This window comes from Caballeronia zhejiangensis, assembly GCF_022879815.1.
GTDB lineage: Bacteria > Pseudomonadota > Gammaproteobacteria > Burkholderiales > Burkholderiaceae > Caballeronia > Caballeronia zhejiangensis.
The window spans coordinates 819,671-844,931 of the sequence record NZ_CP084284.1; the positions used below are offsets into that span (position 1 = coordinate 819,671).

Below are 25,261 nucleotides of genomic sequence, written 5' to 3' on the forward strand. Positions count from 1 at the left end.
CCGATTTTTCTTTGCTGGCGCCAGGTGTTTGTTCGGCGCCGGGTTGCCTAGCCTTTTGCATCTTCCTTGCCAGTTTCGATAAGCCATTGATTACGTGTGGTTATTGCGGAATCGCGAGCGTGTTTCGACGGCGTTGTGTTTTTCATGGGCCAACAGTTTTCTTGCGTGTTTGTTGGACCTGCTGCACCAGAATTCGCGTCGTGCGGGCCGATCGGACGCGCGCCGCGTGTGTTGGTTATGCGGCGCGACGCCAACATCGCTTGTTGGCGACGATCCAACGGATGCGATTCGGCACCCTGCCATTTCGTTTGCGCCGATGCCGCCAGAACGCCGCCCCATCGGCGATTCGGACGCAATCTCCGCCATTTGGCGTGCGTCGGCATGGGCCTTGCATTGATCCGTGCGTCCTGCTCACAGGCCATCCCGGAGAAACGACATGTGCGCCTTGACCGTCAGCGATCTCGAATACGACCGCGTGCTGGATCACGCGGCGATGTCGGCCATCAGCGGCGGAGGCGGTGCGCCGTGGGTGTTCGGCTGGATCACGCCTTTCGTGGAGCGTTCATCGGGCGGCGGGGCCGCAGCCGGCGCGATTACGCTGGTCGATGTGACCAACAACATCTACGCGGTCACGAACAACATCACCAATAACGTGACGAACATCACGGTCGGCCAGATGGTCAATCAGTTTCAGAACGTCGCGGTCAGCAATACGGGCAACGGCGCGACCCTTACCGTCAGCCCGAATTCGGTCGCGGGGAATCGCGCGGGCTAAAGCGGTGCAGATCAAGATTCGCTTCGGACGCGCGTTGGTACACAATGAGCGGGATCGTCCGCAAGGCCCGCCCGACGCCGCGTCACCCAGCATTCCGGAGGTTGCCGTGACCTTCACCACCGAGTTTCGATGGACATCCGCCGCCCGCACCGACACCGGCTGCGTCCGGCAGATCAACGAAGACGCGCTGCTCGATGCGCCCGAGCGCGGACTGTGGGCCGTCGCCGATGGCATGGGCGGCCACGCGGTCGGCGATCTGGCGAGCCGGATGGTGATCGAGAGCCTCGCGAAGGTATCGCCGGCGAACAATCTTGCGGGCACCATCGCCGATGCCCGCGCGCGTCTTCTCGACGTGAACGACAAGCTGCGTGCGGAAGCGGCGCGGCGCCAGGTGTCGCGCATCGGCAGCACGGTCGTCGTGCTCGCTGCGCGCGATGGCGCGTGCGGTTATGTATGGGCCGGCGACAGCCGCATCTATCTGCTGCGCCAGGGACGGCTCGTGCAGCTCACGCGCGATCACAGCCACGTCGAGGAACTGAAGGCGCGCGGGCAACTCACGGCGGAAGAAGCGCTGCATCATCCGGCGCAGCATCTGATCACGCGCGCGGTCGGCGCGCTCGATGTGCTCGAACTCGACGAGAACACGCTCGCCCTGAACGACGGCGATACGTTCCTGCTATGCAGCGACGGTTTATCGAACGAAGTCAGCGAAGCCGAAATGATGAGCGAGCTCGCGCCGGGCAATTGCGATGTCGCCGCGCAAAGGCTGCTGGAAATCGCGCTCGCGCGGGGCGGGCGCGACAATATTTCAGTGGTCGTCGCGCATGCGGTCGATTTGATGGCGACGGATAAGACGCAGGTGAATCCGTCGATTTAAAGGCGGCTCAACCGCCCGCCTCCTTGTTCTTCTGCGCCGCCGCTCGAAACTCCTTCGAATGCAGCCCGTGCTTTTTCAAAAGCATCTGCAGATGCGAGCGGTTCATCTCGTACCGTCTCGCAAGCTCGGCCACCGTTCCGCCGGTTTCCTGCAAGCCTCGTTCGAGAAACGCGCGCTCCGCTTCGTCGCTGGCGACGCGCTTCGCTTCCGCGAGCGAGCTCGCCGTCGCGATGCCGTTTCCGCTCGCCGCCGGCCCGCCCATTGCGAGCGAGAGCGATGACTTCGGCCGTATATCGACCGGCAGATGATCGATGTCGGCCATATCGCCCGCAAGACACGCGAGGCGGTACACCACGTTCCGCAACTCGCGGATGTTCCCCGGATAGTCATAGTTGCGCAGAAAATCCCGTAGCCGCGGCGACAACTTCACCGGCCGGCGCTTCAATGTCGCGGCCGCTTCGTCGCCGAAATACGCGAGCAGCAGCGGAATTTCATCGCGCCGTTCACGCAAAGCAGGCAGCGTCAGATGAATGACGCTCAGCCGATAAAACAGATCCTCGCGAAAACGCCCCTCGTCGCAGAACTTGCGCAAGTTGCGATTGGTTGCCGCGACGATGCGCGTATCCACCGCGATGGGCTCGTCCGAACCCACGCGCTGAATTTCATGCGCTTCCAGTACGCGCAACAGCTTCACCTGCCCCTGCAAAGGCAGTTCGCCGATCTCATCGAGAAAGATCGTGCCCGTGTGTGCGCTTTCGAATTTTCCCTTGCGATCATTGCTCGCTCCGGTGAACGCGCCCTTGCGATGCCCGAATAGTTCGGACTCCAGCAGATTGTCCGGAATCGCGCCGCAGTTCACCGAGATATACGGCTTGTCGGCACGCGATCCGTTCGCGTGAATGACCTTCGCCATCAATTCCTTGCCGGTGCCGCTTTCGCCATCGATCAATACCGGCAAGTCCGTCGGCGCGGCTTTTTCCGCGATTTCCAGCGCTTCCAGCAACTTCGGGTTATCGCCGAACGTGCCTTCGAATACGAAGCTGCGTTCGATCAGCGCCTGCCGCCGCGCGCCCGGCGGAAGATCGCGCTTCGGTTCGGCGGCCGCCGCCTGCACGAAGCGCTCCTTGTGCGACAGTTGCATGACTTCGTCGCGCAGGGTGCTCGCCTGCCGCAACAGCTTTTCGATCTCGGGACGCTCGAGCCGCGAGGTCCATCGAAGCGTCGAGCGCAAGATCTCGATCTTCTCGATGAGCCCCGCATACGAAATCGCCGATGACGCGGGCGCGCTGGTATCGCTTTCCGGTTGGTCGAGTATTTTCATGCTGCGCTCAGTTGCTTTTGCACGAGTTGGTAGTACATGCCCTTTCTCGCGACGAGTTCGTCATGCTTGCCCTGTTCGACGATGCCGCCTTCGTATAGCACGAGAATCTTGTCGGCGCGCATGATCGTCGAAAGGCGGTGCGCGATGATGACCGCCGTGCGCCCTTTCAAAATCTCCTGCATGTTGCCGAGAATATTGCTTTCAGATTGCGTATCGAGCGCGGACGTCGCTTCGTCGAATACGAGCAGACGTGGATCGTGATACAGCGCCCGCGCGATGCATAAGCGCTGAATCTGTCCGCCCGACAACCCTACGCCGCGCTCGCCGACCACCTGCTCATAACCGAGCGGCATCTTCGCGATGAACGCGTGCGCGTCGGCCATCTTCGCGACTTCTTCGATACGCCTTCTGTCCGGCGCTTCATCGCCGCTCGCGATGTTCTCCGCGATCGTCCCCGAAAACAGCAGGTTGCTCTGCATCACATAGCCGATCTGCGCGCGAAAGAACCCTTTATCGACGACGTTGATATCGTAGCCATCGACGGTCATCTTGCCTTCGCTCGGCGCATAGAAACCGACGAGCAGTTTCGCGAGCGTCGTTTTACCGGAGCCGCTGCGCCCGACGATCGCAATCAGCTCGCCCGGCTTGATATCGAAGCTGATGTTCTCCAGCACGTAGGGCGCATCGCCTTCGCCATAACGGAAGTACACGCCGTTGAAACTGATATCGCCCTGCAGGTCGGGCAGCATGACGCGCTGCTGCATGTCTTCGGGCTTCTGCTCCGGCTCGATATCGAGCACGTCGCCGAGCCGCTCCATCGCGACGCCCGCATCGTTCAGCAGGCTCCACAAGTTGATGAGACCCATCAGCGGCGCGAGCACGCTGCCCATGTAGGCATTGAACGCGATCAGTTGCCCGATGGTCAGTTCGCGCGCAAGCACGAGATTCGCGCCGACCCATAACACGCCGATGGTCGTCGCCGCATTGAGCAACTGGCTGCACAAGCCCACCACGATATTGAAGCGCTGCGACTTGTATTGCACTTCGAGCGACTTCGCATACTTCTTTTCCCACTTGAGACGCACCGCGCGCTCGATACCCATGCCCTTCACCGTTTCGACGCCGCCGAGTGCTTCCATCAGATACGAACGCGCATCCGTTCCCGCTGAGAACGTTTCGCGCGCGTTCTGCTTGATGCGCGGCGTCGCGACGACCGTGAGCACCATCATCGGGATGACGAACGCGATCAGCAGCAACGTGAGCTTCACGTTGTAGAGGAACATGATCGTGAAGTAGATGAAGATCATCAGCAGGTTCAGCACGGTCGATACCGTCGATTCGGTGAGAAACGCGCGAATCGTGTGATTCTCCTGGAAGCGCGCGAACACATCGCCGGTCTTGCGCTTCGCGAAGAAGCCGAACGGCAGCGAGAACGTGTGCCTGAAGAACTGCGACATCATCGCGAAGTCCATGTTGCGGACCATGAAGTTCGCGAGATACGCGCGTATCGTCGTCATGAGCTGCGTGAACAGGCTCGCGATGATGAGCCCTGCGATCAGCACATGAAGCAGGTTCACGTTCTGATGCACGATCACGCCATCGAGAATGTTCTGGATGATGAGCGGCGGTATCACGCCCAGCACTTGAATGACGAAGGTCGCGAGAAAGAGATGCAGCAGGATCTTCTTGTACGGCTTCAGATAGCCGACGAAACGCAGCCACGGCGAACGCGACACGGCCTTTTGCGTGAGATCCTGCCCCGGCGTGAAAAGCAGACACGTCCCGCTCCAGCCGCGCTCGAACTCGCCGACAGTCATCTTCCTGAAGCCGATCGCCGGGTCCGCGACCCATACGTTCTCGCTCGACACGCCATAGACGATGATGTAGTGGTATCCCTCCCAATGCGCGATGAACGGCATCTCGAAGCCGCGCAACGATTCGAACGTGCACTGCACGCCGCGCGTCGTGAAGCCGAGCGATTCGCCGGCGCGTGCGAGTGAATCCAGCGTCGCGCCGGATGTCGTGACGTTGGCCAGTTCGCGCAGCTTGCCGAGCGTCATGTTGATGCCGTAGTGACGGCAGATCATCGCGAGACAGGCCGCGCCGCAATCCATCTCCTCCGCCTGCTCGATCCACGCGAAGCGCTTGATGACGCGCTCGCCTAGTTCGGGCTTCGTGTGCAGATCGAGCATTGCGGGCAACTTGCGGCGCTCGGTAATCTTCTTCTGCCGCTGCAATTCGCGCTCGGTGAAGCGGATGCGCTCTTCGAGCACTTCGCGCAGCTTCACGTTTCGCTCGATGATGAAGTGCACGGTCTTCTCGGGAATCACGAGCAGGCGCGTATCGGTGCTCGCGATGGCGGAGGCCATCTGCTCCTGGCGCATCACGCAGGCCTTCTCGCCGAAGATCTCGCCGGGACCGAGCGTCGCGAGCACATGCCGCTCGCCGCCCTCTTCGCGCACGATCCGCACTTCGCCTTGCCGCACGACATAGAGACGCCGGTCGTCGCGCGACTCCTGCTTGAGAATCTCCTTGCCTTCCGCGACACGCTTCACGCCGACGCTGCGCACGCATTCTTCGAGTTCGGCCTTGTCGAGCTTGCCGCGCAGATCGAAGAGCTTTGCGACGAAGCCGCCCGCCGAGTTAATGGCGACATAGCTCGTGACGAAGGCGAGCGCGGCGGGATTCTTCGCGATGACGGGGTCGATCGCCGTGCGCGGGATGAACAGCAGCTCGGTCTTGCCGGAGGAGCGCACCGACGACTCATGGCGATAGTCGCGCAGCATCGCGATATCCGCGAAGGTCTCGCGCTCCTTCTTCACCCCCATGCTGATTTCCTTGCCGTGCTCTTCGGTGAAGATACGCACGGACCCCGCTTTCACGATATAGAGTCCATCGGCCGCATCGCCCGCGTTGCACACGGTCTCGCCGAAACCGAAGCGCCGCGACTCCGCTTGCGCCGCGAATTGCTCGATTTCCTCGCGCGTGAAGGGCGAAAGAATCTCCACCGACGAAAGAAAGTCGGCAGGCGAATCAAGGCTCGATGGAGCGTCCATGTCGTGTCGCGTTCCGGTCGATCAGCGTGCTTCGATGACGTGTTCCTGCGCACGCGCCATCATCCAGTCTTCGCGCAGCAGGCGGCGAATTTCCGCGGACACGTCCTCGTCGAGCTTCGCCGGATACTTCGCCGTCACCGCGAAAATCTCATACGATGCGCCGTCCGCCGATACGAACGGCCCGAGCAGATCGCCGACCTCCGCGTTGAAGACTTTCGCTTCGACGTCCGGTTTCATCTGTCCGCGCATCACGCGGCCGATCACGCCGCCCGCGTCGCGCGTGTCGGCGAGCGAGTGCTCGCGCGCCATGTCGGCGAAGCTGTCGGGATCGTCGTTCAGATACGAGATCATTTCCTTCGCGCTGCCTTCGGTGTCGAGCAGGATATGACTGACTTCGATGCTGTCGAACTTCGGCGAGTTGAGCTGGAAGTACTCTTCGATCTCGCGCGCCGTGCCTACCTTGTCGAGCATCTTTTCCTGATACAGCGTGTCGGTGATGAAGACCTCGAACTCGTCGAGGCTCACATGCAGCGCATCGAGATAATTGTTCATGTCCGCCGCGCGATGCAGACCGCGAATGCGCCGAAACTGATCGGCGCGATTCTGGATTTCATCGTCGCTCACGGCGATACCCGACTTCTTCGCCGCGCGCACCGTGAGCTTGTCGCGCACGAGCTGCTCGATGAGACTGTCGAACTGACCATTCAACTTCAATAACCTGATGAATTCGCCGACGTCGACCACTTCGTCGTCGATACGCACAATCGCCGTCATATCGTTCTCCGTTCGGTTCCATGTTGAATTGCGCATCATGTTCGCGTTGCGGCGCCCGTGTAACCCCCCATATTTATCCCGCTACATTGCGGAACGGATCCAGCCCGAGATCGATGAGGCGCCGCTCGCGCACGACGATCTCAGCGGTCGCCGTCATGCCGTAACGCAGCGGATACTTCGTGTCCGCGATCTGATAGGAATCGCGATCGAGCGTCACGCGTCCTTCGTAGACGGGTTGCTTGCTCGTCGGGCTCGGCTTGGTCGCGGGCGAAATGAACGCGAGCGTGCCCTCGATCACGCCATAGCGCTGATAAGGAAACGCATTGAACTTGAGCTTCACCCGCTGCCCTTCGCGCAGAAACGCGCGGTCGTGCTCGGCGATCTCGATCTTGAGCACCGGCTTCGCATTGGCCGGCGCGATGCCGCCGAGCGGCGTGTTCGCCTGTATCTTGTCGCCGGGCTGCGTCGATGTCACGTCCGTCACCACGCCGGACACCGGCGCGAGAATCAACAGGAAATTGTCCTTGTCGATGTTCTCGAACTTGATGCGCGCGGCCGCATCCGCGACGAGGCGCGCGGTCTGTAGTTGCAAACGCAACTTGTCTTCGGTGCTCGCGACTTCGCGCATCGCGGCTTCGTATTGCAGACGCAGGCTCGTCGCTTCCTGACCGCTCGTTTCCAGTTGACGCTTGGCCTGCGTGAAATCGTGACTCAGACGGAAGTCGAGTTCCGCGAGCCGCGATTGCTCGACGCGATACGCGCCGTCCGCTTCGAGATAGGCATTGCGTTTCTGATCGACCTGCGCTTCCGCAATGCCGCCGCCGCCCGGCAACGCGAGCAGACGCTGAAAGCGGTCGAGTTCGACCTTCGCGGCATCGCGGGCGCGGCGCGCGTTTTCGAGCGTGCTGCGCGCTTCCTGCAACTGCGCCTTCTGACCTTCCGCGAGCTTGCTCGTGCCTTCGGCCACGCGCTGCTGATGTTGATGCTCTTCCACATCCATCTGATCCTTGAGCGCGGCGATCTTGCGCTCCATCAGCAGCTTCTTTTCGGGGAACTGCTTCCATTCGCGCTCGGCATCGTCGAGCTTGAGCTGCGCTTCGAGCGCATTGGTCGCCGCTTCGATCGCACCGCGCGCATTCAGGCGCGCGACGACATCGTCCTTGCGCACGGGCTGCCCTTCGGCGATATAGAGATCGGCGAGCTCGCCGTCGATCGGCGCATAGAAACGCCGCACTTCCGATTCCGGCGCGAGCGTGCCTTGCGCCGTCACCATCACGTCCGCATGGCCGACGAACGACCACACGAGCGCCGACGCGACGAGCGCCACCATCGCGAAGACAAGGCCCTGCGTGAGCCGCGCGGGCTCCGCCGTGAGAATCGCGATGCCTTCGGCGCCGTGTTCGCCTAGCGCCTCCGACAGCGGCTTAAGGTGTGCGTCTCTCTTCACTGCTCGTGCCTCCGCCGATCAGACTCAGCTTGGTATTGAGAAGCCCCGGTTCGAGCACCATCCGCAGATCCTGCAGCGAACGCCGTTGCAGATCCGCTTCGGTGCTGATCTCATTGGCGAGCGCGGTCCACTTCGCCGTCGCGCTGTCCGCCTTAACCTGCCGGAAAATACGCATGCCGCGCGTGGCCGCGTCTTCCGCGTCGGACAGCAGCCGTGCCTGCGTCCGGAACACATCCGAGACGCCCGATTCGAGCCGCTGCGATCCGCCGATGCCGCCGTTCGTCCGATACTGCTGCCACGACGTTTGCGCCTGCGTCATCAACGCTTGCGCGCGGGCCGTCGCCCTGTCCTTCAACGCGGTGAATTCAGGCGCGACAGCTTTCGCGTAGAACGCGTCGCTCTCGAGATCGAGCGTCTCGTAGAACGACAGCAGCGCGTCTTCGTAGCCCTTCGAGCCGCGCGCCTTTTGCAGCTCGGCGAACTGCGCGGCCACGGCTTTCTTGTGCGCGAGTTCCTTCTGCACGGTCTGCGTCCACGAGCCTTGAGGCAGCTTTTGCAGCGCGTCGATCGCCTGCGCGCTCTGTCCGCGATTCCATGCATCCGCGACGCTCGTGTATTGCGCGAGCACGTCGGGCGGCGGCAACTGGCTCGCGGTCATCTGCCGAAATTTTTCCTGGAACGGCGGCGTCGAGAAATGGGCCTTGCTGACCGAACCCGCGAGCGGCGCGAGGCTCGCACCGTTGATGCTGCGTCGCAAGCCCGCGTAGGCATCGAGATCGGCGCGCACGCGATCGAGACCCGCGAGCCGCGGATACTTGTCCGCATATTCCTTCAACGCCGCGCCGATCGCATCGGGATCGTCCTGGCCGAGATTCTTCGCGATGCTGGCATCGAGCCTCTCGATGGCCGCGAGATACACCGAATCGTCGCTTTGCAGCTTGCGCAGATGACTCAGCGCGAGCGCATACGGATCGCGGAACTCGGGCACATAGCCCGCGATGCGGTCCAGATCGCGCTGATGTCCCGCCGCGTCCGCTTCCCAATGCTTCAGGATTGCGCCGATGCGCGGCTCGTCGCCGTACATGCGGATCGGCGCTTCGGCGCCGCCACGGCTCATCACAAAGCTTTCCAGCTTGCCGATCCATTCGAGTTCGTCGATAAGCGAATGCACGTCTGCGTTGTGCTCGCTGAGCGAACGCATCTGCGCGATGATCGCGTCTGCGTTCGCGAAATCGCCCTTTTTCAGTGCAGCAAGCCAGCGCGGCACGTTCGACTTGAGCACGGCCTCGGTGTTCATCGACGTGAACGGCGCGTCCTTCGGATGCGTCTTCAGATAATCGTTCGTGACGGCCGCGGCCTCGGCGTACTCGCCGTGCTCCATCAGCGATTTGGCCTCACGCTCGTTCGAACCGCTATAGAAAAGCGCGGCGCCGACTGCAACGAGCGCCGTCAGCACGCACGCCACGATGATGCGCGCGCGGCGCGCGGCGCGCGCATCGTCGTTCGCGAGCACACGGCGCAACTCCGACACGAAGAGCCCGAACTTGCTGCGCTTCGCGGCGCGCGCGTCCGGGCGCTTTTCCTCGGCGGGTGTCGGCTGCGCCTCTTCGTTGACTTCATCCTCGCGCGCCGCGGCCTGATCGACGCAGAAGATGTCGAGAAACGAATGCGCCGAGCCGACGAAGGTCGTCTTGTCGCTGTCGGATTCGTCGTCGTGCGATGGCGCGGCGACCTGCGCGACAATTTCCGTGAGCGTCGATTCGCTTTCGTCGCCGTGCAGATGCACCACGTACGCGAAGTGCGTTCCGCCGAACGCGACGGTATCGCCGTTCTTCAGTTCGACCGCCGACGCGCCGAGCCGCTCGCCGTTCACGAACGTGCCATTGGTGCTGCCGAGGTCCTCGACGAACGGCGCGCCGCCCTTGATGAACACATGCGCGTGGCGCCGTGACACGTAATTGACCTGATGCGGATACTCATCGCGATAACGCGAAAACGTGTCGTCGGTCTTGCTGACGAGAAACGGAAACTGCGCGAGTTCGATCGGCTGAAGACCGAGATCGTCGCGCTGCGGCGTGAGCGTGAGGCCGATTGGTTTCGGCGCATTCAGACGCCGCGCGCGCGGCGCGAACTGCACGCGATACGACAGCTTGCTGCCGAACGAAATGACATCGCCGCTTCGCACGCGCGCGGGCGTCTCGCGCACGGGCGTGCCATTTACGGCCGTGCCGTTCTTGCTGGCGAGATCGGCGATATAGACGAACCCGTGCTCGATGAAGATGCGCGCATGACGGCGCGAGAGCTGCGCCACGGCTTCGGGCGGACTCGTATCGAACGGCGCTTCGGCGCGGCCGATAGCGAAGAGATTTTCGTCGATACGGATCTCCGTGAGTCTCTCCGCCAGCTCGCGCGCAAGCTCGCCATGCGGCGCGGGCTTCAGGACGACGTCGAACGCCTCGCCCACGCTCGGCTGCGGATCCGCCACGGAAAAGCCTTGAGCCATGTCCATGTCACGAGGTACGTCCAGCCGCTGCCGCCGACGCGCCAGAGGATTGCCCGGCAACGTCGGGCGCATGGACAAGTTGGACCGCGCCGTAATCGAAGTCATTTGCAGCCGGCGGCTGTTGAGAGTTTAAGTCACGCATCGTCGTAGTCAATCGTGCTGCACCGCTGCATCACGCCATCCATGAGCGATCCGGCACGATCGTTAGCAATTCATATTATTAATTTGGTGCACATTATTCATGGAGTGCTTCACTTCAATCCGTCCTTGCTTGCGCTTTGCACATCGACGGTCGGCCAGCCGCCGCCGAGCGCCTTATAAAGCGTCACCGTGTCCGACAGAATTTGCTGATGGTTCGCGAGCAGCGCGAGTTGCGCCGCGAGCAGCGTGCGCTCCGTCTCGAACACCTGAAGCTGCGAGATCACGCCCTCTTTCAGTTGCGCGTCGATCTGCGCGGCGACGATCGTCAACTGATCCACTTCCTGTTGCAGCTCGACGCGCTGCTTCGTATGCGAATCGAGATTGACCAGCGCGTTCTCCACTTCTTCGAACGCGTTCATCACCGTGCTGCGATATTGCTGTTCGGCCACCGTCGTCTGCGCCTCGGTCGTCTTGACGTGAGCGCGCACGGACGGATCGAGAATCGGGATATTGATGCTCGGCACGAAACTCAGCGTGAAGATCTTCAGGAGATCGGTCAGTTGAAAGCTTGCAGTGCCCGCGCGTCCGGTCAGGTTGATGGTCGGCAGTTGCGCGAGCTTCGCCTGGCCGACGAGGTCATACGCTTCGAGCACGCGATATTCGGCCGCGATCAGATCGGGGCGACGCGCGAGCAACTGCGATGGCAATCCCTCCGGCACCGGCGGAATCTGCACGCGCTTTTGCAGCTTGCCGTCGGGCATCCGGAACTCGCCTGCCGGCACGCCCATCAGCGTCGAGAGCGCGTTGTTCGCGAGATCGCGCGAGCGGCGCAACTCCAGCAACTCGCGCGTCAGCCGGTTGAGTTCGGCGCGCTGCGTGAGCACCTGCGTCTTCGGCACGAGGCCGTTCTTCTGCATGCCTTCGAAGATCGTCAGGATCTGCTGGTTGGTCGCGATGGTCTGCTTCTGCTGATCGATCTGATCGTCGAACTGGAGAATCTGGAAGTACGTCGTCGAGACGAGTGCGACGAGTTCGAGATAACCGGCGCGCCAGTCGGCCTCGGTCGCGCGGAATTCGGCTTTCTGCGCCTGCACGCCCTTCTCCACCGAGCCCCAGATATCGATGTCCCAGCTCACCTGCGTCGCCAGGTTGTACTGCTTCGAGAACTGCTGGCCGGTCGTCTTCTCGAAGCTCGCGCCCGCGCCGAGATCCATCGACGGCAACGCGCCCGCGCGCGCCTCGCCGATCTGCGCGCCCGCCACCTGGATGCGCGCGGCCAGCACCTTGATGTCGAAGTTGCCGCTGATGGCCTTTTCAACCAGCGAGTCGAGATACGGGTCGTTGAACTGCTTCCACCAGTCGGGCCGGATCGTGTCGGATGCGGCGACCTTCGCTGCGTCGGTCTTCGTGAAGGCGGTTTTCTCGGGCGTGTCGGGCCGCTGATACGTCGGCGGCGTCACGTCGATGCAGCCCGAAAGCAGCGCGGCTGCAACCAGCCCTAACGATGGCAACAAGGCTCGCACGATCTCGCTCCCGGTGAACGCGCACCGACGGTCAGTTTCATGGGTGAGAAGCACGGCGCCGGCCGTCCGGTCATTCAAGTAAATCACACGGCGCGCCGCGACTCCATACGGGTTAAGTCACGTTGCGCGCGCGTGCTCTTGAGGCACGTCGCGCGTCGTCGTGACGCGGTCCGGCGACGGATGCGACCCGCGCGCGAACCACTACGCCCGATGCTGAGGGCGGTGTTACGGCGAAGCTCCCCGCGCCCCGCCTTTGCTGCGACTACCTCGATGCTTACCGCACCGATATGCGGTTCATTCCTCGCGACGTTTCGCTTATGCGAGATCGCCCGCGATGCCGAAGTTCACGTTGGCGATGTTCTTCGCGCTCTGCGTCGGCGTGACTGTCGACTGCGACTTCAGCGCTTCGGCGAAGGCGATGTTGCTGCCGTTCTGATTGAACGTCGTCTGCGTCTGATTGATGATCTGCTGCGGATTGAACGGCATCGAGAGCGTCGTGCCGTTCATCGAGATGAAGCCGGGAAACAGGACCGCGGAGCCGCCGCGCACCGCCGACATTGCACGCGTGTCGAGATCTTCGGTGACGGGAAGGTCCTTGATGGTCAGCGTCTTCATTTCCGCTCTCCTTGGGTGCGCGTCGCGCATTCGGTGGTGGCTCGGAGCAACTTGTCTGCTCGCCGCCATTCAATGCACAGGCTGTGCCAATCGCGTCATGCGTCATGCGTTTTTCTCTGCGCGCCGCGCTGCATATGGGCTGCGCCGATTTACGCTGCATCTGTCCTTCTAAGCCGATGATGCTGCCCGCCCGACACTTCCGATCTTCACTGTCTGTTGCCCGGCAACACCCGTGCGATTTGCAGGGGACGAACGATCCCCTCCGCGATACGCACGCGGATACGAGTTGGATGAAAGCAATCGGGAAAGGCGCCGCTCGATGCATCACGCGGCGCCCGGACTTACTTGACGTAGATCGTGATCTTTCGGGAATAGACGGGCGGGTTATGCGGTATGTGCTTGTCATCGCCCATCAAAAGCTGAAGCGTGTGCTTGCCCGGCGGCAGTTCGATCATCGTTTCGGTCTCGCCGGCGCCGTAGTGCAGATGATTGCGATCCGATGGAATCTCCTGATCCATCGGCGGCAGGTCCACATCGATCAGCAAATGATGATGCCCCGTGTTCGGAAACTTCACGCCGCGCGGCGCGACGCCCATGAAACGCAGCCCGAACCAGACGCGGAACGGCTTGCCCGCGGGCACGGTCTGGCCATCGTTCGGAAAGCCGATGTACGCATACGCGTTGGCCGGCGCGGGCGTCGTCCCGGCGAGTGCATGAGGCGCGGCGAACGCCGTCGCGAGCGTGGCGGCGACGAGGAGCGAACGCGGCAGCGCGAGCGCATCAGCGGATCGTTTGTTCATGTCATGTGCCCTCGGCAAGTGCACAGCTCATTTCACGATGATCGTGATCTTCTTCGAATACACCGGCGGGTCGTGCGGAACGTGGTTGTAGTCGCCCATCAGCAACTGCAAGGTGTGCTTGCCCGGCGGCAATTCGAGGCGAGCATCGGTTTCGCCCGCGCCGTAATGCAGGTGATTGCGATCGGACGGGATCTCCTGATCGAGCGGCGGCAGATCGGTATCGACGAGCAGATGGTGATGCCCCACGTTCGGCAGATCGACGCCCTTCGGACATACGCCCATGTTGCGCAAGCCCATGCGCACCCATAGCTTGCCGCCCGTGATCACGGCCCCGTCCGGCGGCCAGATGATGTACGCCTCGGCGTTCGGCGGCGCGGGCGTGCGGGCACGCGCGGCGGAAAACGACGAATCGGCGGCCAATGCGGCCAGGGAAGCCAGCGCGCCAAGCACGGTTCTTCTCAGCATGTTATGCACGCCTCTCTCGTTGAAAGGCCTCGCGGATGGGCCAGGGAAATCGCTCCGGGCACGGACGAACGCTCGTGCTCGAGCGCGATGCGGATTACCTGATGCTGCGTCGCTGGTTTTTAGATTAGGACGTAACGTTTAAAAAAGATACGGTCACGCGGGGGGCCTGATTAACCTCATGACGAATACCTCCTTTCAGGGGATTAAGCGGCGTCTGAGCGCGTGCTATCGTTGTTGATGCCGTACCCGAAGCGTTGGCATCGCACGCGAATGCAGTGCGATGCCCTCCACTCAAAGCCGGACGGACAGGGTGTGAACATGTGGCGAACTCTTCTTATCGCGAGCGTTGTCCTGACGATCGGCCAGACGCTCGTATCAGCGAACGCGGCATCGGTCACAGCGCCGCCCTCTTCCCCGATCTCGACGATCGCACACGCGCCCCGTCATCTCGCGCTCGTGATCGGCAATGCCGACTATCTCGATCAGCCGCTCGCGAGCGCATCGCGCGATGCCGACGACATGAGCATCGCGCTGAGCGCGCTCGGTTTCGACGTCACGCGCCGCACGAATCTCGACGAAGCCGCGATGCGCCAGGCACTCGATGCGTTCGCCGCGCGCCTCGGCCCCGACGATACGGCGCTCGTCTATTTCGCCGGCCACGGATTGCAGGCGGGCGGCGATGCGTTGCTCGTGCCGCTCGACGCGCGCGAGCAACGCCCCGCGACGCTCGTGCGCGATGCGATTTCCGCGCGGGACATCGTCGAGCGCATCACGCGGGCGCGGCCGGACGCGGCGAACATCGTCGTGCTCGACATGTGTCTCACCGATCCCTTCGAGACAACGCGCGCGCGGACGTGGACGCTGCCGCCGCGCACGCTCGTCGCGTATGCGGCTGCGACGGGCGATGCCGCATCCGAAGACGCGCGCAACGGGCGCTATACCGCGGCGTTGCTGCACGCGTTGGGCGCGCGGTCATCGGTGACGCCGGCGGCGTTCGCTGCGGCGGCATCGGATGTCGCGCGGGCATCGCATGGCGCGCAGCGGCCGTGGATCGCGTCCACGCTCGATGACGGCTTCGCCATCGCCGATACGACGTCGAACATGCGTATAGCGGACGCGACCGCCATCGTGCCTGCCGAATCCGCCAGCATCGTCCGCACGCGCGGCATTCTGCCGAAAGACAGCAACGAGCAGTACGAACTGACGTTCTGGGATTCGATCAAGGACAGCACCTATCCGAGCGATTACGAAGCCTATTTGAAGGCTTATCCGAACGGCCGATTCGCGGCGCTCGCGAAGGCGCGCATCGAGCGTTTGCGCGCAGCCGGAAATGCAAAGCCCGCCGCTTCCGCGCCACCTGCCGCGACCGCCGCACCGGCCGCACCCGCACCCGCGCCGAAGCCGACGCCCGCGCCGTCCGCGCCGGCTACCGCTGCCGCGCCTGAAAAACCGCGCCCGAGCACGGCGGCAGCGCCTGCCGCGCCGCCCGCCGCCGTGACCACCAAACCGGCCGCCAAGACGGCGAGCGGCGGCGAGATCAAGGATTGCCCGGCGTGCCCTGTGCTGATCCCGATCGCCGCGGGCAGCTTCACGATGGGCAGCAACAACGACGATCCCGCCGAGAAGCCGCCGCATCGCGTGTCGGTCGGGCGTGCGTTCGCCATCGGCAAATACGAAGTCACCGTCGAGCAATGGAACGCCTGCGCCGATGCGGGCGCATGCACGCGCGTCGCGCCCGAAGGCGAATCGACGCCGCCCGGCAACGCGCCGATGCGCAACGTGAGCTGGGACGACGCGCAGGTCTACGTCAAATGGCTGAGCAAGGTGGGCGGCAAGCCGTATCGCTTGCCGACGGAAGCGGAATGGGAATACGCCGCGCGCGGCGGCACGCAATCGACGTACTGGTGGGGCGATCAGATGAAAAAAGGCACCGCCGACTGCAAGGATTGCGGCGATCCGTACAAGCCCGAAGCGCCGACGCCGGTCGGATCGTTCGCCGCGAACCCGTACGGCCTCTACGACATGAACGGCAGCGTCTGGGAATGGGTCGCCGACTGCTGGCACAGTTCCTACAAGAACGCGCCCGCCGATGGCCGCGCCTGGGACGATCCGTCGTGCAGCGTGCGCGTGATTCGCGGCGGCTCGTGGCGCGAAGGCGCGGCCTACATGCAGTCGGCGACGCGCTTCAAGTACAGCTCGAGCGTGCGGCAATCGCAGAACGGCTTTCGCGTCGCGCGGGACATGGAGTGAGGTTCATCCGCCCAGCGCTTTCAGGATGATCTGCGCCTGCGTGTCCCGCTCGATTTTCTTGAGCAGCGGCAGCGCCGCCCGAAAATCGTCGGGCGTGCAGACTTGCCTGCCGAAGCGGGCGTCGAGCGTGCGCGATATCTGGATCACGTTGGTCGACGGATCGAACACATAGCGCGCGCGATAACGAAAAACATCGCTTGTCAGATCGAGATCGTCGGGCACTTCGGCGACGTGCGTCGTCTTCGGCAGCGTGATCTGCGCGGTTTCGTCGAACGTGCCGCCGATGCACAGATACGGCTGCGTGCGCGTGCGCTCGGCGAGCCAGTTGCGCACCGCCGTCGCGATGCCGCCCGACAGGCTCGACAGCGCGGGCAATGCCGTCGTGCCCGTCGGCCAGACGATGTCGTCGAGCGTGCCGCGCAGCGTCGTCGCGAACGGGCCGCCGGTTGCATCGACGTCGCTCGTCGTCAACGCCCCCGCGCCGCGCAGATTCGTGTAACGGAGCCGGTCCGCCGCGATCTGGTCGCGCCGTTGCGCATTCGCGAGACGCAGGTTGATCCGCTCGATTTCCGCGCTCCATCCCGCGTCCTCGACCCAGTAGGCGAAATTCGCCTCGCCCTTGTCCGCGACCTCGATCTGCAGCCGTGCCGTGCGCGCGAGCGGCTGCGTCGCGGGCGTGCGGGCCAGCGCGCCGGTATTCACGAGCAGCGCGGGCCGGTCCATGTCGGCGAGCGGCAGAAAGCCGAATTCGACGCTCGCCGCCGTGCTGTCCGCGAACACGTTCAGATCCGGCAGCCAGGTGACGATGTGGTTGATCGCGCCCGATCCGTAACCGGGCACCGACGGCAGCGTATAGACCGAACCGAGCCCGATGAGCGCGGGCTCGTTGCGAATGCCGACGGCATCGAGCAGCGCGCCGTAGAGCGCGACGTGATCCTTGCAATCGCCGTAGCGATTCGCGAGCACGTCCGTCACGCGATGCGGCACGGCCGGACTCTGCCCGATGAACATCGCGACGTAGCGGATATGGTGACGCACCCAGTCGTAGAGCGTTTTGGCTTTGGCGCGGTCGTCGGCGGCGTTTTGCGTGAGCGATTGCGCGAGCGCGCGGATTGCGGGATCGGTCGCGCCCGGATCGGCGGCGGCGTCGCGGTAGGCCTTCGCGAAGCTCGCGTAATCGGGAAAGGTCGTGACCATCAGCCGATCGCCGTATTGCGCATAGCCCACGGAGCCGCTTTCGATGCGCGCGAAACGATCGTGCCGGTACGTGAACGCGTAACGCGTGCGCCCGTTCGCCGTGACGGGCGGCTCGGCGACATAGCCGCGCGCATCGGCATAAAGCGGCTTGTCGGCGGGCAGATCGAAGACGAGCGTCTGCTGCACGACGGGCCGCTGCCCCGGATCGACGTAATAGTTGAATTGCCCGGGAATGACCGCCGCCGCCTGGCTCTTGCGAAAACGCAGATGCACGGTCGAGCGGATGCCCATCGCCGGAAAGATCACCGCGCGCAGTTTCGCGTCCTGAAACGTCGGCGCGCCCGCCGAGCGCGGCTCCTGAACGTCGCGGATCTGATCCGGCGAGACGTCGTGGCGCGCGCCGCTCGCATCGATCGAATAGGCCTCGACGATCTCCACCTTCGACACGCTCTTGTCATACCAGACGTAGCGCTGCGCGATTTCGTCGACGCCCGCCGACGTGTTCGCGCGCAGCACGGTGATGTCGTCTTCGGTGAGCGAGCCGTCGCTCGCGACGACGAACTCATGAACGTCGCTGACGATCGTCGACGGGTCTTCGTCCGCCGCGACCGCCGCGCACGGCCACGCGCACGCGAACGCGATGTAGCACGCCATCCGGGAAATGTTGCGACGTGCCATGTCGAAGTGTCCGCGCCGCGCAAGGGAAAACTCATCGTACAGGAGGACATGGCGGCCGCGCACGCCCGTTCAACCGGATCAAAAGTGCGACGAATCCTGGGACGAATCGAAGCGCGCGACATTTTGTATCATATTGCGATACAATTTTACGATTGTCGCACGCTTGCTTTTCGCGCCCTCGATCCGGCCAGCCAGTGTGACCTTCCACTGACTCTTCCCGGAACGCTGAAAAGTGACGCGTATCGCATTGCTTCGCTGGCTCCAAGGCTTTCTTCCCGCTCCGGTCACGCTGCGCTGGACCGAGCGATTGCGCGCGGGGCTCGGCGCGCTGATCGGCATTGCGCTGACGGGCGGGCTGGCGCATCTGCTGATCGGCGATGCATCCGCGATTCCGTATCTCATCGCGCCGATGGGCGCGTCCGCCGTGCTGCTCTTCGCCGTGCCCGCGAGTCCGCTCGCGCAGCCGTGGTCGATCATCGGCGGGAACATCGTGTCGGCGACGGTCGGCGTCAGCTGCGCGATGTTCGTTCACGATCCCGTCGACGCTGCCGCGCTCGCCATCTGTCTCGCGATCTGCGCGATGTTCGCGCTGCGCTGCGTGCATCCGCCTTCGGGCGCGGTCGCGCTGACCGCCGTGCTCGGCGGGCCGTCGATTCACGCGCTCGGCTATGGCTTCGTGTTCGCGCCGGTGGCGATCCAGTCGGCGGCGCTGCTCGTGTCGGCGATCGCATTTCACGCGCTCACCGGGCATCGCTATCCGCACGGCCACGCCGCGCCGAAACCCGCGGTCGCGCCGCCCGGCGCCGACTCGTTCACGCGCGCCGACCTGCAGGCCGTGCTGTCGCGCCGCAGCGAATTGCTCGACGTCGATCCGGACGATCTCGAAGCGCTGCTTCGCGAAGCGCAGTTGCAGGCCTACGCGCGCCGGTTCACGGAGTTCACGTGCGCCGACATCATGTCGCGCGCGATCGTCTCCGTGACGCCCGAGACGAGCGCGCAGGCGGCGCTCGCGCTCATCGACAGGCATCAGGTGAAGGCGCTGCCGGTAATCGACGCGACGCGCCGCGTGTGCGGCATCGTCACGCGCGCGGACCTGGCGCCGGTGCGCCGCGACGGCATCGGGCAACGCGCGCAGCAGGCGATCGAGCGGCTGATGCGCGGCCCGTCGACGACGCCGCCGCTCGTCGCCTCGCTGATGACAACCGACGTCTGCACCGTGAAGACGAGCACCGCCATCGCCGATCTGGTGCCGATGTTCGCGCACTTGGGGCATCACCACATTCCGGTGGTCGGCGCGCACGATCAGCTCGCGGGCATGATCACCGAAGCCGATCTGATCTCCGGCCTCTATCGACAATCGTTCGCGGGCGAGCGCAAGACCGCCTGAGCGCGTCCACTGAAATCCGATGAACACTCCGCGCAAACTCGACAAGCCGGACTTCGAGCAACTGTCCGAATTCCGCTATCAGATGCGGCGCTTCGAGCGCTTCTCCGAGCAGGCCGCGCAGAACGAAGGCATCACGCCGCTGCAATATCTGCTGCTCCTGCACATCAAGGGCTATCCGGGGCGCGAATGGGCAACGGTCGGCGAACTCGCGGAGCGGCTGCAATCGCATCATCACGGCGTGGTGGCGCTCGTCACGCGCTGCGAGGCGGCCGGGCTCGTGCGACGCGCGCAGAGCGAAGAGGATCGCCGTCAGGTGCGGGTGCATCTCGAAGCGCGCGGCGAAGAAGTGCTCACGCGCCTCGCCGCGCTGCATCGCGCGGAGATCAAGTCTCTCGATGGCGCGTTCCGCGTGCCGCAGATCGATTTCTGAATTCCTGGAGCGCCTTCATGGACCATCACAAACGTGACTTTTCGGTCAACGACCGGCTGCTGAAGATATGCGGACTCGCCGCCGTCATCGGCGGCATCGCCACGCTCGCGGCCGTCGTACTCCTTGCGCTCATCCATCTGTTCACGAACCTGTTTTTCTTCGGCGCGCTTTCGCTCGAGGACAACTCGCCCGCGCTCAATACGCTCGGGCCGTGGGTGATCGGCATTCCGGTGATCGGCGGACTGATCGTCGGCATGATGGCGCGCTTCGGCTCGGACAAGATTCGCGGACACGGCATTCCGGAGGCGATCGAGGCGATCCTGTTCGGCAAGAGCCGCATGTCGCCGAAGGTGGCGATCCTGAAGCCGCTGTCGTCGGGGATCGTGATCGGCAGCGGCGGGCCGTTCGGCGCGGAAGGCCCGATCATCATGACGGGCGGCGCGCTCGGCTCGCTGATCGCGCAATGCATCGACGTGACCGCCGCGGAGCGCAAGACGCTCCTGGTCGCGGGCGCGGCGGCGGGCATGACGGCCGTGTTCGGCACGCCGGTCGCGGCGGTGCTGCTCGCGGTCGAACTGCTGCTGTTCGAATGGCGGCCGCGCAGCTTTCTGCCGGTCGCGCTCGCTTGCGCGGTCGCGGGCTTCGCGCGCGCGGCGGTGTTCGGTACGGGCGCGCTCTTTCCGCTCCAAACGCCGCCGCCGCACATGATTTCGCTGCTTTCGTGCCTCGTGGCCGGGCTGTTGTCGGGCGCGCTGGCGTCGGGGCTGTCGGCTGCGCTCTACAAGCTCGAAGACCTGTTCCACAAGCTGCCGATTCACTGGATGTGGTGGCCGGCGCTCGGCGCGGTGATCGTCGGTATCGGCGGATATCTCGAGCCGCGCGCGCTCGGCGTGGGCTACGACGTGATCGGCGATCTGCTGCATCAGCACATCGCGATTCAGGTGGCGCTGTCGATTCTCGCCGTGAAGGCGATCATCTGGGTCGTCGCGCTGGCTTCGGGCACCTCGGGCGGCGTGCTCGCGCCGCTATTGATGCTCGGCGCGGGCCTCGGCACCGCGCTCGGCGCGATCCTGCCCGGCCACGACACCGCGCTCTGGCCGCTCGTGTGCATGGCCGCGACGCTCGGCGCGACGCTGGGCGCGCCGCTCACCGCGATCGTCTTCGCCTTCGGCCTCACGCACGATGCGAACGCGCTCCTGCCGCTGCTCGCCGCGACGCTCGTCGCGCACGGCTTCGCGACCGTCGTCATGAAGCGCTCGATCATGACCGAGAAGATCGCGCGGCGCGGTTATCACATCTATCGCGAATACGGCGTGGATCCGCTGGAGCGCCATCACGTCGATGAAGTCATGACGCGCGACGTGCTGACGATCGACGCCGCCACGCCGCTTTCCGACGTGCTCGCGAAGCATTTCGGGCCGCAACAGGTGCATCGGGCGTATCCGGTGGTGCGCGAAGGCGTGCTCGTCGGCATGCTGGACCGGGCGTCGCTCGGGACGTTGATCGGGGCGTCGCCGGTGGCGCAGTCGGGCGTCAGCATCGGCGATGCCTTGCAGCGCATGGAGCACGGCGCGCCGGCGTTCGCGCTGCCGGGCGAGCCGTGCCGCCTTGCCGCGACGCGTCTCGCCGTGCATGAACTGGAGCGCCTGCCGGTGGTCGCGGACGAGGCGTCGCGGCGGCTCGTCGGCATCGTGTCGCGCAGCGATCTCGTGAAGCCCGCGCGCGCGCACTTCGACGAGGAACATCGGCGCGAGCGCTTCAGGGGCTTTCGGCGGACGGCGCCGGCGCTGAAGAAGCACTGAAGGATGCGAGGTCGGCGCAGAGATCGGCGAGCGGCTGCGTCCAGTCGCCCAGTTGGGTCTGACGATAGAGCCGCATCGACGGATACCACGGCGTGAAGCGCTGACAGTCGAGCCAGCGGCTGTCGCAGGCCCGCGACAGCAACACCCGCACCGGCCGATTCAGCGCGCCGGCGAGATGCCCCGTGCCCGTATCGATGGTGACGAGCAGATCGAGCTTCTCCAGCACGCGGGCCGTGTCGCCGAAGGTCGAGAGATGCGGCGCGATATCGGTCACGCCGTGGCGGTTCATGATCGCGCGTTCGTCGTCGCCGAGTTCGCCGACTTGCAGCGAATAGAACTGACAAGCCTGATTCGTCAGCAAGGATTCGAGCCGCTGAAGCGGCATCGAACGATACGGTTCGTGCCGCACGCCGCTCGCGCTTCTCCAGATCAGGCCGATTTTCGGGCGCGTCGTTTCGACGTTCAGCAGCGCATTGGCGTCATCGGACAAACGCTTGGCCGGATCGATGGCGATGCGCGCGGCGGGATTTTCCATCGGAAAGTATGGCGAGCGTTGATAGCGCGCGTAGAGACTGAAACCGAAGGTCACGCGATCGCAGCACGCGAGTTCGGCCGCGCGCTGCTCTTGCGTCGCCATCGACAGCTTGACCTGCTCGCTCTGTCGGAAGACTTCCTCCCAACCCGAAAATTGCTCGGAGACGATCATGCTCGCCCCTTCGCGCAGCAGCGCGTCGATGTAGCGCGAGAACTGCACGAAATCGCCGAAGCCGCCCTCCGCGGAAATGAAAATTCGCTTGCCCGCGACGGACTCGTCCATGCCGAGCAGCTTGTCCGGGAGCGCGCCGGCCCAATCGGGATCGGATTCGAGAACGAGTTGATGAAAGACTTCGGCATACGATCTGCCGCGGATCGTGCGATAGCGTTCGTTCGCCTCGTGAAACTTGCCGAGGGCGAACTGCACCATGCATAGCTCTTCGGTCAGCGCGTATCGATTGGCCTGCGAAAGCGGCTCTTCGAGTCCGAGCTTCAGGAATTTCTCGGCTTGCGCGTGCATCCCGAGAAAGCTCAGGTCGACGCCGAGTTGGGCAAGCCAGCAATCCGGGTTCGCCGACGCGGCGAGTTGCCCGGCGAGCGCACAGGCTTCGGCGGCGCGTCCTGCTGCTCGCAAAGTGCGGATGAGGTCGAGCGGCGCCATGTCTCGTATGTTGTCGATATCGGCCATGCTGATTTTTTGTAGGAAGGCTGCGGGCGGGAGGCGGTATGTTAGTTCCCCGATGCATCGCGAGCGCAAAAAAGCGTCAATCCAAGGTAGATGTATCGGCCCAATGGGGGAAGGCACTTTGCGTCAAAAGGCGTTTCGGGGAGAGAAAGAATCGTGGGTGGCACTGGGCTGTGCCGATGAAAGCATCGGCGTCGGATTGCGCGTTCGCTGACGAACGTTCGAAACGGATCGCCCGATGTTCTCTACTATGCAAACTCTCCCGCTGACATCGCCCCGCCCATGCCCAACCGCCGCGCTTTCCTCCGCCTGACCGCCGCCGCGCTCGCCACGCAGGCATTCGACACGGCACAGGCAGCCCAACCCATGCACACCCGCCCGATCCCGTCGACGAAAGAGCCTTTGCCCGTCATCGGCTGCGGCACCTGGCGCACCTTCGACGCCGGCGACGACCCCGCCCGCCGCCGCGAGCTCGCCGAGGTCCTGCGCGCGCTTTTCGCCGCGGGCGGCTCGGTAATCGATTCATCGCCGATGTACGGCTCCTCCGAAGCCGTCGCGGGCGCGCTGCTCGCGCAATCGCATACGCGCGACAAAGCGTTCATCGCGACGAAAGTCTGGACCGACGGACGCGAGGCCGGCATCGCGCAGATGGAGCAATCGCTGCGCTTGTGGCAGACCGATCGCGTCGATCTCATGCAGATTCACAATCTGCTCGACTGGCGCACGCATCTCGCCACGCTGCGCGACTGGAAAGCCGCCGGCAAGGTCCGCTACATCGGCGTCACGCATTACACGTCGAGCGCGTTTGCGCAGGTCGAGGCGGTGCTGCGCTCGGAGCGCATCGATTTCGTGCAGATCAACTACGCCGCCAACGACCGCGATGCCGAAGCGCGCCTTCTGCCGCTCGCCGCCGAGCGCGGCGTCGCGGTCATCGTGAATCAGCCGTTCGGCGGCGGATCGCTGCTCGCGGGCCTGCGCAACCGGCCGCTGCCGGATTTCGCGCAGGAAATCGGCTGCACGTCGTGGGCACAGCTCCTGCTGAAGTTCGTGCTGGGCAACCCGGCCGTGACCTGCGTGATCCCCGGCACCGGACGCCGCGAATACATGATCGATAACGCGCGCGCGGGCATCGGCAACTATCCCGATGAAGCGATGCGAAAGCGCATCGCCGATGCGGTCGCGTAAGGAGATGAGCATGAGCGATCCGTACGACCTGCAGCGTTTCGTCGACGCACAGGAAAGCGTCATCGACGACGTGCGCGCCGAGCTTTCCGCCGGCCACAAACGCACGCACTGGATGTGGTTCGTGTTCCCGCAGATCGTCGGCCTCGGGCACAGCGCAATGGCGCAGCACTACGCGATTTCGTCGCGCGACGAAGCCCGCGCCTATCTCGCGCATCCCGTGCTGGGCGCGCGGCTCGTCGAGCTGACGCGCATCGTCAACGGGCTGCAGGGACGCACTGCCGGGCAGATTTTCGGCTATCCGGACGACATGAAATTCCATTCGTCGATGACCCTTTTCGCGCACACCGCCGACGATCCCGCCGTCTTCGAAGAAGCGCTGCGCCGATATTTCGACGGCCAGTCCGACGAGGCGACGCTTTCCCGCCTGACATGACGGGCATGGCCGTTGCGCTTCGGGAAACGTCCACTTTTTCCGGGAGCGCAAGCCATGGGCCAATCCTTCAAGCTGCACGATCACGTCCGCTGGAATACGCCGCAAGGCGAAACGACGGGCCGCATCGTGCGCATCGTCACCGAGCGCACGACGCTCGACGGCCACACGGTCAACGCATCGCACGACGATCCGCATTTCGAAGTCGAAAGCAACAAGAGCGGCAAGCGCGCCGTTCACAAAGGCGACGCGCTCAAGCGGATCTCGCATTGACCGCGCGCACCGCACGTTCGCACTATTGCAGTGCGCGCGACGCCACCTGACACCGTTCCTGCAGAAACCACGATAAACGTTCAAACTTCTACCGCGCTGGAAGCTTGAATCGC

The 25,261-nt window shown here is 64.0% G+C and carries 20 protein-coding genes; 9 read left to right on the plus strand and 11 right to left on the minus strand.

All coding sequences use genetic code 11. From position 1 onward, the window contains the following. Positions 1-436 precede the first annotated feature (436 nt). Together LDZ23_RS18300 and LDZ23_RS18305 are read left to right on the plus strand one after the other, a co-directional pair. Positions 437-775 carry a hypothetical protein gene (locus LDZ23_RS18300; protein ID WP_008353260.1) on the plus strand — a complete coding sequence of 113 codons (339 nt, stop codon included), beginning with the start codon at positions 437-439 and terminating at the stop codon, positions 773-775. 106 nt (positions 776-881) lie between these two features. Beyond that, positions 882-1,652, plus strand: coding sequence for a PP2C family protein-serine/threonine phosphatase (locus LDZ23_RS18305; protein WP_008353259.1), 771 nt, complete (start codon positions 882-884; stop codon positions 1,650-1,652). Between the two features lie 7 nt (positions 1,653-1,659). Here LDZ23_RS18305 and LDZ23_RS18310 read toward each other — a convergent pair whose 3' ends face one another. The 9 genes from LDZ23_RS18310 to LDZ23_RS18350 all read right to left on the minus strand — a co-directional run bounded on the left by LDZ23_RS18310 (position 1,660) and on the right by LDZ23_RS18350 (position 14,297). After that, a complete protein-coding gene (locus LDZ23_RS18310; protein WP_008353257.1) occupies positions 1,660-2,973 on the minus strand; it encodes a sigma-54 interaction domain-containing protein in 1,314 nt (437 codons plus the stop codon). Continuing rightward, positions 2,970-6,029 carry a peptidase domain-containing ABC transporter gene (locus LDZ23_RS18315; protein ID WP_008353255.1) on the minus strand — a complete coding sequence of 1,020 codons (3,060 nt, stop codon included), beginning with the start codon at positions 6,027-6,029 and terminating at the stop codon, positions 2,970-2,972. The genes LDZ23_RS18310 and LDZ23_RS18315 overlap by 4 nt, the downstream gene beginning before the upstream one ends. A 21-nt stretch (positions 6,030-6,050) precedes the next feature. Continuing rightward, the gene (locus tag LDZ23_RS18320; RefSeq protein ID WP_008353254.1) at positions 6,051-6,803 is read right to left on the minus strand and encodes a peptidylprolyl isomerase; all 753 of its coding nucleotides are present in this window, start codon (positions 6,801-6,803) and stop codon (positions 6,051-6,053) included. A gap of 73 nt (positions 6,804-6,876) precedes the next feature. Continuing rightward, positions 6,877-8,250 carry a beta-barrel domain-containing protein gene (locus LDZ23_RS18325; RefSeq protein WP_008353252.1) on the minus strand — a complete coding sequence of 458 codons (1,374 nt, stop codon included), beginning with the start codon at positions 8,248-8,250 and terminating at the stop codon, positions 6,877-6,879. Continuing rightward, positions 8,228-10,753, minus strand: a complete 2,526-nt coding sequence (locus LDZ23_RS18330) for an FHA domain-containing protein (protein WP_244808204.1) — start codon at positions 10,751-10,753, stop codon at positions 8,228-8,230. The genes LDZ23_RS18325 and LDZ23_RS18330 overlap by 23 nt, the downstream gene beginning before the upstream one ends. A gap of 251 nt (positions 10,754-11,004) precedes the next feature. Continuing rightward, complete coding sequence (locus LDZ23_RS18335) at positions 11,005-12,417, minus strand: efflux transporter outer membrane subunit (protein ID WP_239294402.1); 1,413 nt, start codon at positions 12,415-12,417, stop codon at positions 11,005-11,007. Positions 12,418-12,732: 315 nt separating this feature from the next. Continuing rightward, positions 12,733-13,032 carry a hypothetical protein gene (locus LDZ23_RS18340; RefSeq protein WP_008353246.1) on the minus strand — a complete coding sequence of 100 codons (300 nt, stop codon included), beginning with the start codon at positions 13,030-13,032 and terminating at the stop codon, positions 12,733-12,735. 341 nt (positions 13,033-13,373) lie between these two features. Continuing rightward, on the minus strand, positions 13,374-13,832 hold the full coding sequence (locus LDZ23_RS18345; RefSeq protein WP_008353243.1) for a DUF4399 domain-containing protein: 459 nt from the start codon (positions 13,830-13,832) through the stop codon (positions 13,374-13,376). A 27-nt stretch (positions 13,833-13,859) separates the two neighbouring features. Further along, the gene (locus tag LDZ23_RS18350; RefSeq protein WP_033537047.1) at positions 13,860-14,297 is read right to left on the minus strand and encodes a DUF4399 domain-containing protein; all 438 of its coding nucleotides are present in this window, start codon (positions 14,295-14,297) and stop codon (positions 13,860-13,862) included. 318 nt (positions 14,298-14,615) lie between these two features. On the opposite strand from LDZ23_RS18350, the gene LDZ23_RS18355 reads away from it, so the two are divergent. Continuing rightward, entirely contained in the window at positions 14,616-16,547 is a 1,932-nt protein-coding gene (locus LDZ23_RS18355; RefSeq protein WP_008353241.1) for an SUMF1/EgtB/PvdO family nonheme iron enzyme, read from the plus strand. 3 nt (positions 16,548-16,550) lie between these two features. Here LDZ23_RS18355 and LDZ23_RS18360 read toward each other — a convergent pair whose 3' ends face one another. Next, positions 16,551-18,398, minus strand: coding sequence for a DUF3857 domain-containing transglutaminase family protein (locus LDZ23_RS18360; RefSeq protein ID WP_008353240.1), 1,848 nt, complete (start codon positions 18,396-18,398; stop codon positions 16,551-16,553). A gap of 256 nt (positions 18,399-18,654) precedes the next feature. Here LDZ23_RS18360 and LDZ23_RS18365 point away from each other — a divergent pair, with 256 nt between their 5' ends. From LDZ23_RS18365 to LDZ23_RS18375, 3 genes are read left to right on the plus strand one after another with little or no spacing between them, the layout of a single operon-like run. After that, on the plus strand, positions 18,655-19,809 hold the full coding sequence (locus LDZ23_RS18365; protein ID WP_008353239.1) for an HPP family protein: 1,155 nt from the start codon (positions 18,655-18,657) through the stop codon (positions 19,807-19,809). Between the two features lie 19 nt (positions 19,810-19,828). Next, positions 19,829-20,239 carry a MarR family winged helix-turn-helix transcriptional regulator gene (locus LDZ23_RS18370; RefSeq protein WP_008353238.1) on the plus strand — a complete coding sequence of 137 codons (411 nt, stop codon included), beginning with the start codon at positions 19,829-19,831 and terminating at the stop codon, positions 20,237-20,239. Positions 20,240-20,256: 17 nt separating this feature from the next. Further along, positions 20,257-22,041: a chloride channel protein gene (locus LDZ23_RS18375; protein ID WP_008353237.1), complete on the plus strand. Its 1,785-nt coding sequence runs from the start codon at positions 20,257-20,259 to the stop codon at positions 22,039-22,041. Here the strand turns inward: LDZ23_RS18375 and LDZ23_RS18380 are convergent. Next, positions 21,998-23,263 (minus strand): glycosyltransferase family 9 protein, encoded by a 1,266-nt coding sequence (locus LDZ23_RS18380; protein ID WP_144403814.1) that lies wholly within the window; start codon positions 23,261-23,263, stop codon positions 21,998-22,000. The two genes, LDZ23_RS18375 and LDZ23_RS18380, sit on opposite strands and share 44 nt — an antisense overlap. Positions 23,264-23,542: 279 nt before the next feature. On the opposite strand from LDZ23_RS18380, the gene LDZ23_RS18385 reads away from it, so the two are divergent. The 3 genes from LDZ23_RS18385 to LDZ23_RS18395 are packed head-to-tail and all read left to right on the plus strand — an operon-like array spanning position 23,543 to position 25,148. Further along, on the plus strand, positions 23,543-24,445 hold the full coding sequence (locus LDZ23_RS18385; protein ID WP_008353233.1) for an aldo/keto reductase: 903 nt from the start codon (positions 23,543-23,545) through the stop codon (positions 24,443-24,445). 10 nt (positions 24,446-24,455) lie between these two features. Continuing rightward, positions 24,456-24,878 carry a DUF1810 domain-containing protein gene (locus tag LDZ23_RS18390; protein ID WP_008353230.1) on the plus strand — a complete coding sequence of 141 codons (423 nt, stop codon included), beginning with the start codon at positions 24,456-24,458 and terminating at the stop codon, positions 24,876-24,878. A gap of 54 nt (positions 24,879-24,932) precedes the next feature. Continuing rightward, the gene (locus LDZ23_RS18395; protein ID WP_008353229.1) at positions 24,933-25,148 is read left to right on the plus strand and encodes a hypervirulence associated TUDOR domain-containing protein; all 216 of its coding nucleotides are present in this window, start codon (positions 24,933-24,935) and stop codon (positions 25,146-25,148) included. Positions 25,149-25,261 lie beyond the last annotated feature (113 nt).

Excerpts from the sequence above, each read along its gene's own strand:
- LDZ23_RS18300 (WP_008353260.1), top strand. The coding sequence starts at position 437 with ATGTGCGCCTTGACCGTCAGCGATCTCGAATACGACCGCGTGCTGGAT.
- LDZ23_RS18310 (WP_008353257.1), bottom strand. The coding sequence starts at position 2,973 with ATGAAAATACTCGACCAACCGGAAAGCGATACCAGCGCGCCCGCGTCA.
- LDZ23_RS18315 (WP_008353255.1), bottom strand. The coding sequence starts at position 6,029 with ATGGACGCTCCATCGAGCCTTGATTCGCCTGCCGACTTTCTTTCGTCG.
- LDZ23_RS18320 (WP_008353254.1), bottom strand. The coding sequence starts at position 6,803 with ATGACGGCGATTGTGCGTATCGACGACGAAGTGGTCGACGTCGGCGAA.
- LDZ23_RS18330 (WP_244808204.1), bottom strand. The coding sequence starts at position 10,753 with ATGGCTCAAGGCTTTTCCGTGGCGGATCCGCAGCCGAGCGTGGGCGAG.
- LDZ23_RS18340 (WP_008353246.1), bottom strand. The coding sequence starts at position 13,032 with ATGAAGACGCTGACCATCAAGGACCTTCCCGTCACCGAAGATCTCGAC.
- LDZ23_RS18345 (WP_008353243.1), bottom strand. The coding sequence starts at position 13,832 with ATGAACAAACGATCCGCTGATGCGCTCGCGCTGCCGCGTTCGCTCCTC.
- LDZ23_RS18350 (WP_033537047.1), bottom strand. The coding sequence starts at position 14,297 with ATGCTGAGAAGAACCGTGCTTGGCGCGCTGGCTTCCCTGGCCGCATTG.
- LDZ23_RS18355 (WP_008353241.1), top strand. The coding sequence starts at position 14,616 with ATGTGGCGAACTCTTCTTATCGCGAGCGTTGTCCTGACGATCGGCCAG.
- LDZ23_RS18360 (WP_008353240.1), bottom strand. The coding sequence starts at position 18,398 with ATGGCGTGCTACATCGCGTTCGCGTGCGCGTGGCCGTGCGCGGCGGTC.
- LDZ23_RS18370 (WP_008353238.1), top strand. The coding sequence starts at position 19,829 with ATGAACACTCCGCGCAAACTCGACAAGCCGGACTTCGAGCAACTGTCC.
- LDZ23_RS18375 (WP_008353237.1), top strand. The coding sequence starts at position 20,257 with ATGGACCATCACAAACGTGACTTTTCGGTCAACGACCGGCTGCTGAAG.
- LDZ23_RS18380 (WP_144403814.1), bottom strand. The coding sequence starts at position 23,263 with ATGGCCGATATCGACAACATACGAGACATGGCGCCGCTCGACCTCATC.
- LDZ23_RS18385 (WP_008353233.1), top strand. The coding sequence starts at position 23,543 with ATGCCCAACCGCCGCGCTTTCCTCCGCCTGACCGCCGCCGCGCTCGCC.
- LDZ23_RS18390 (WP_008353230.1), top strand. The coding sequence starts at position 24,456 with ATGAGCGATCCGTACGACCTGCAGCGTTTCGTCGACGCACAGGAAAGC.
- LDZ23_RS18395 (WP_008353229.1), top strand. The coding sequence starts at position 24,933 with ATGGGCCAATCCTTCAAGCTGCACGATCACGTCCGCTGGAATACGCCG.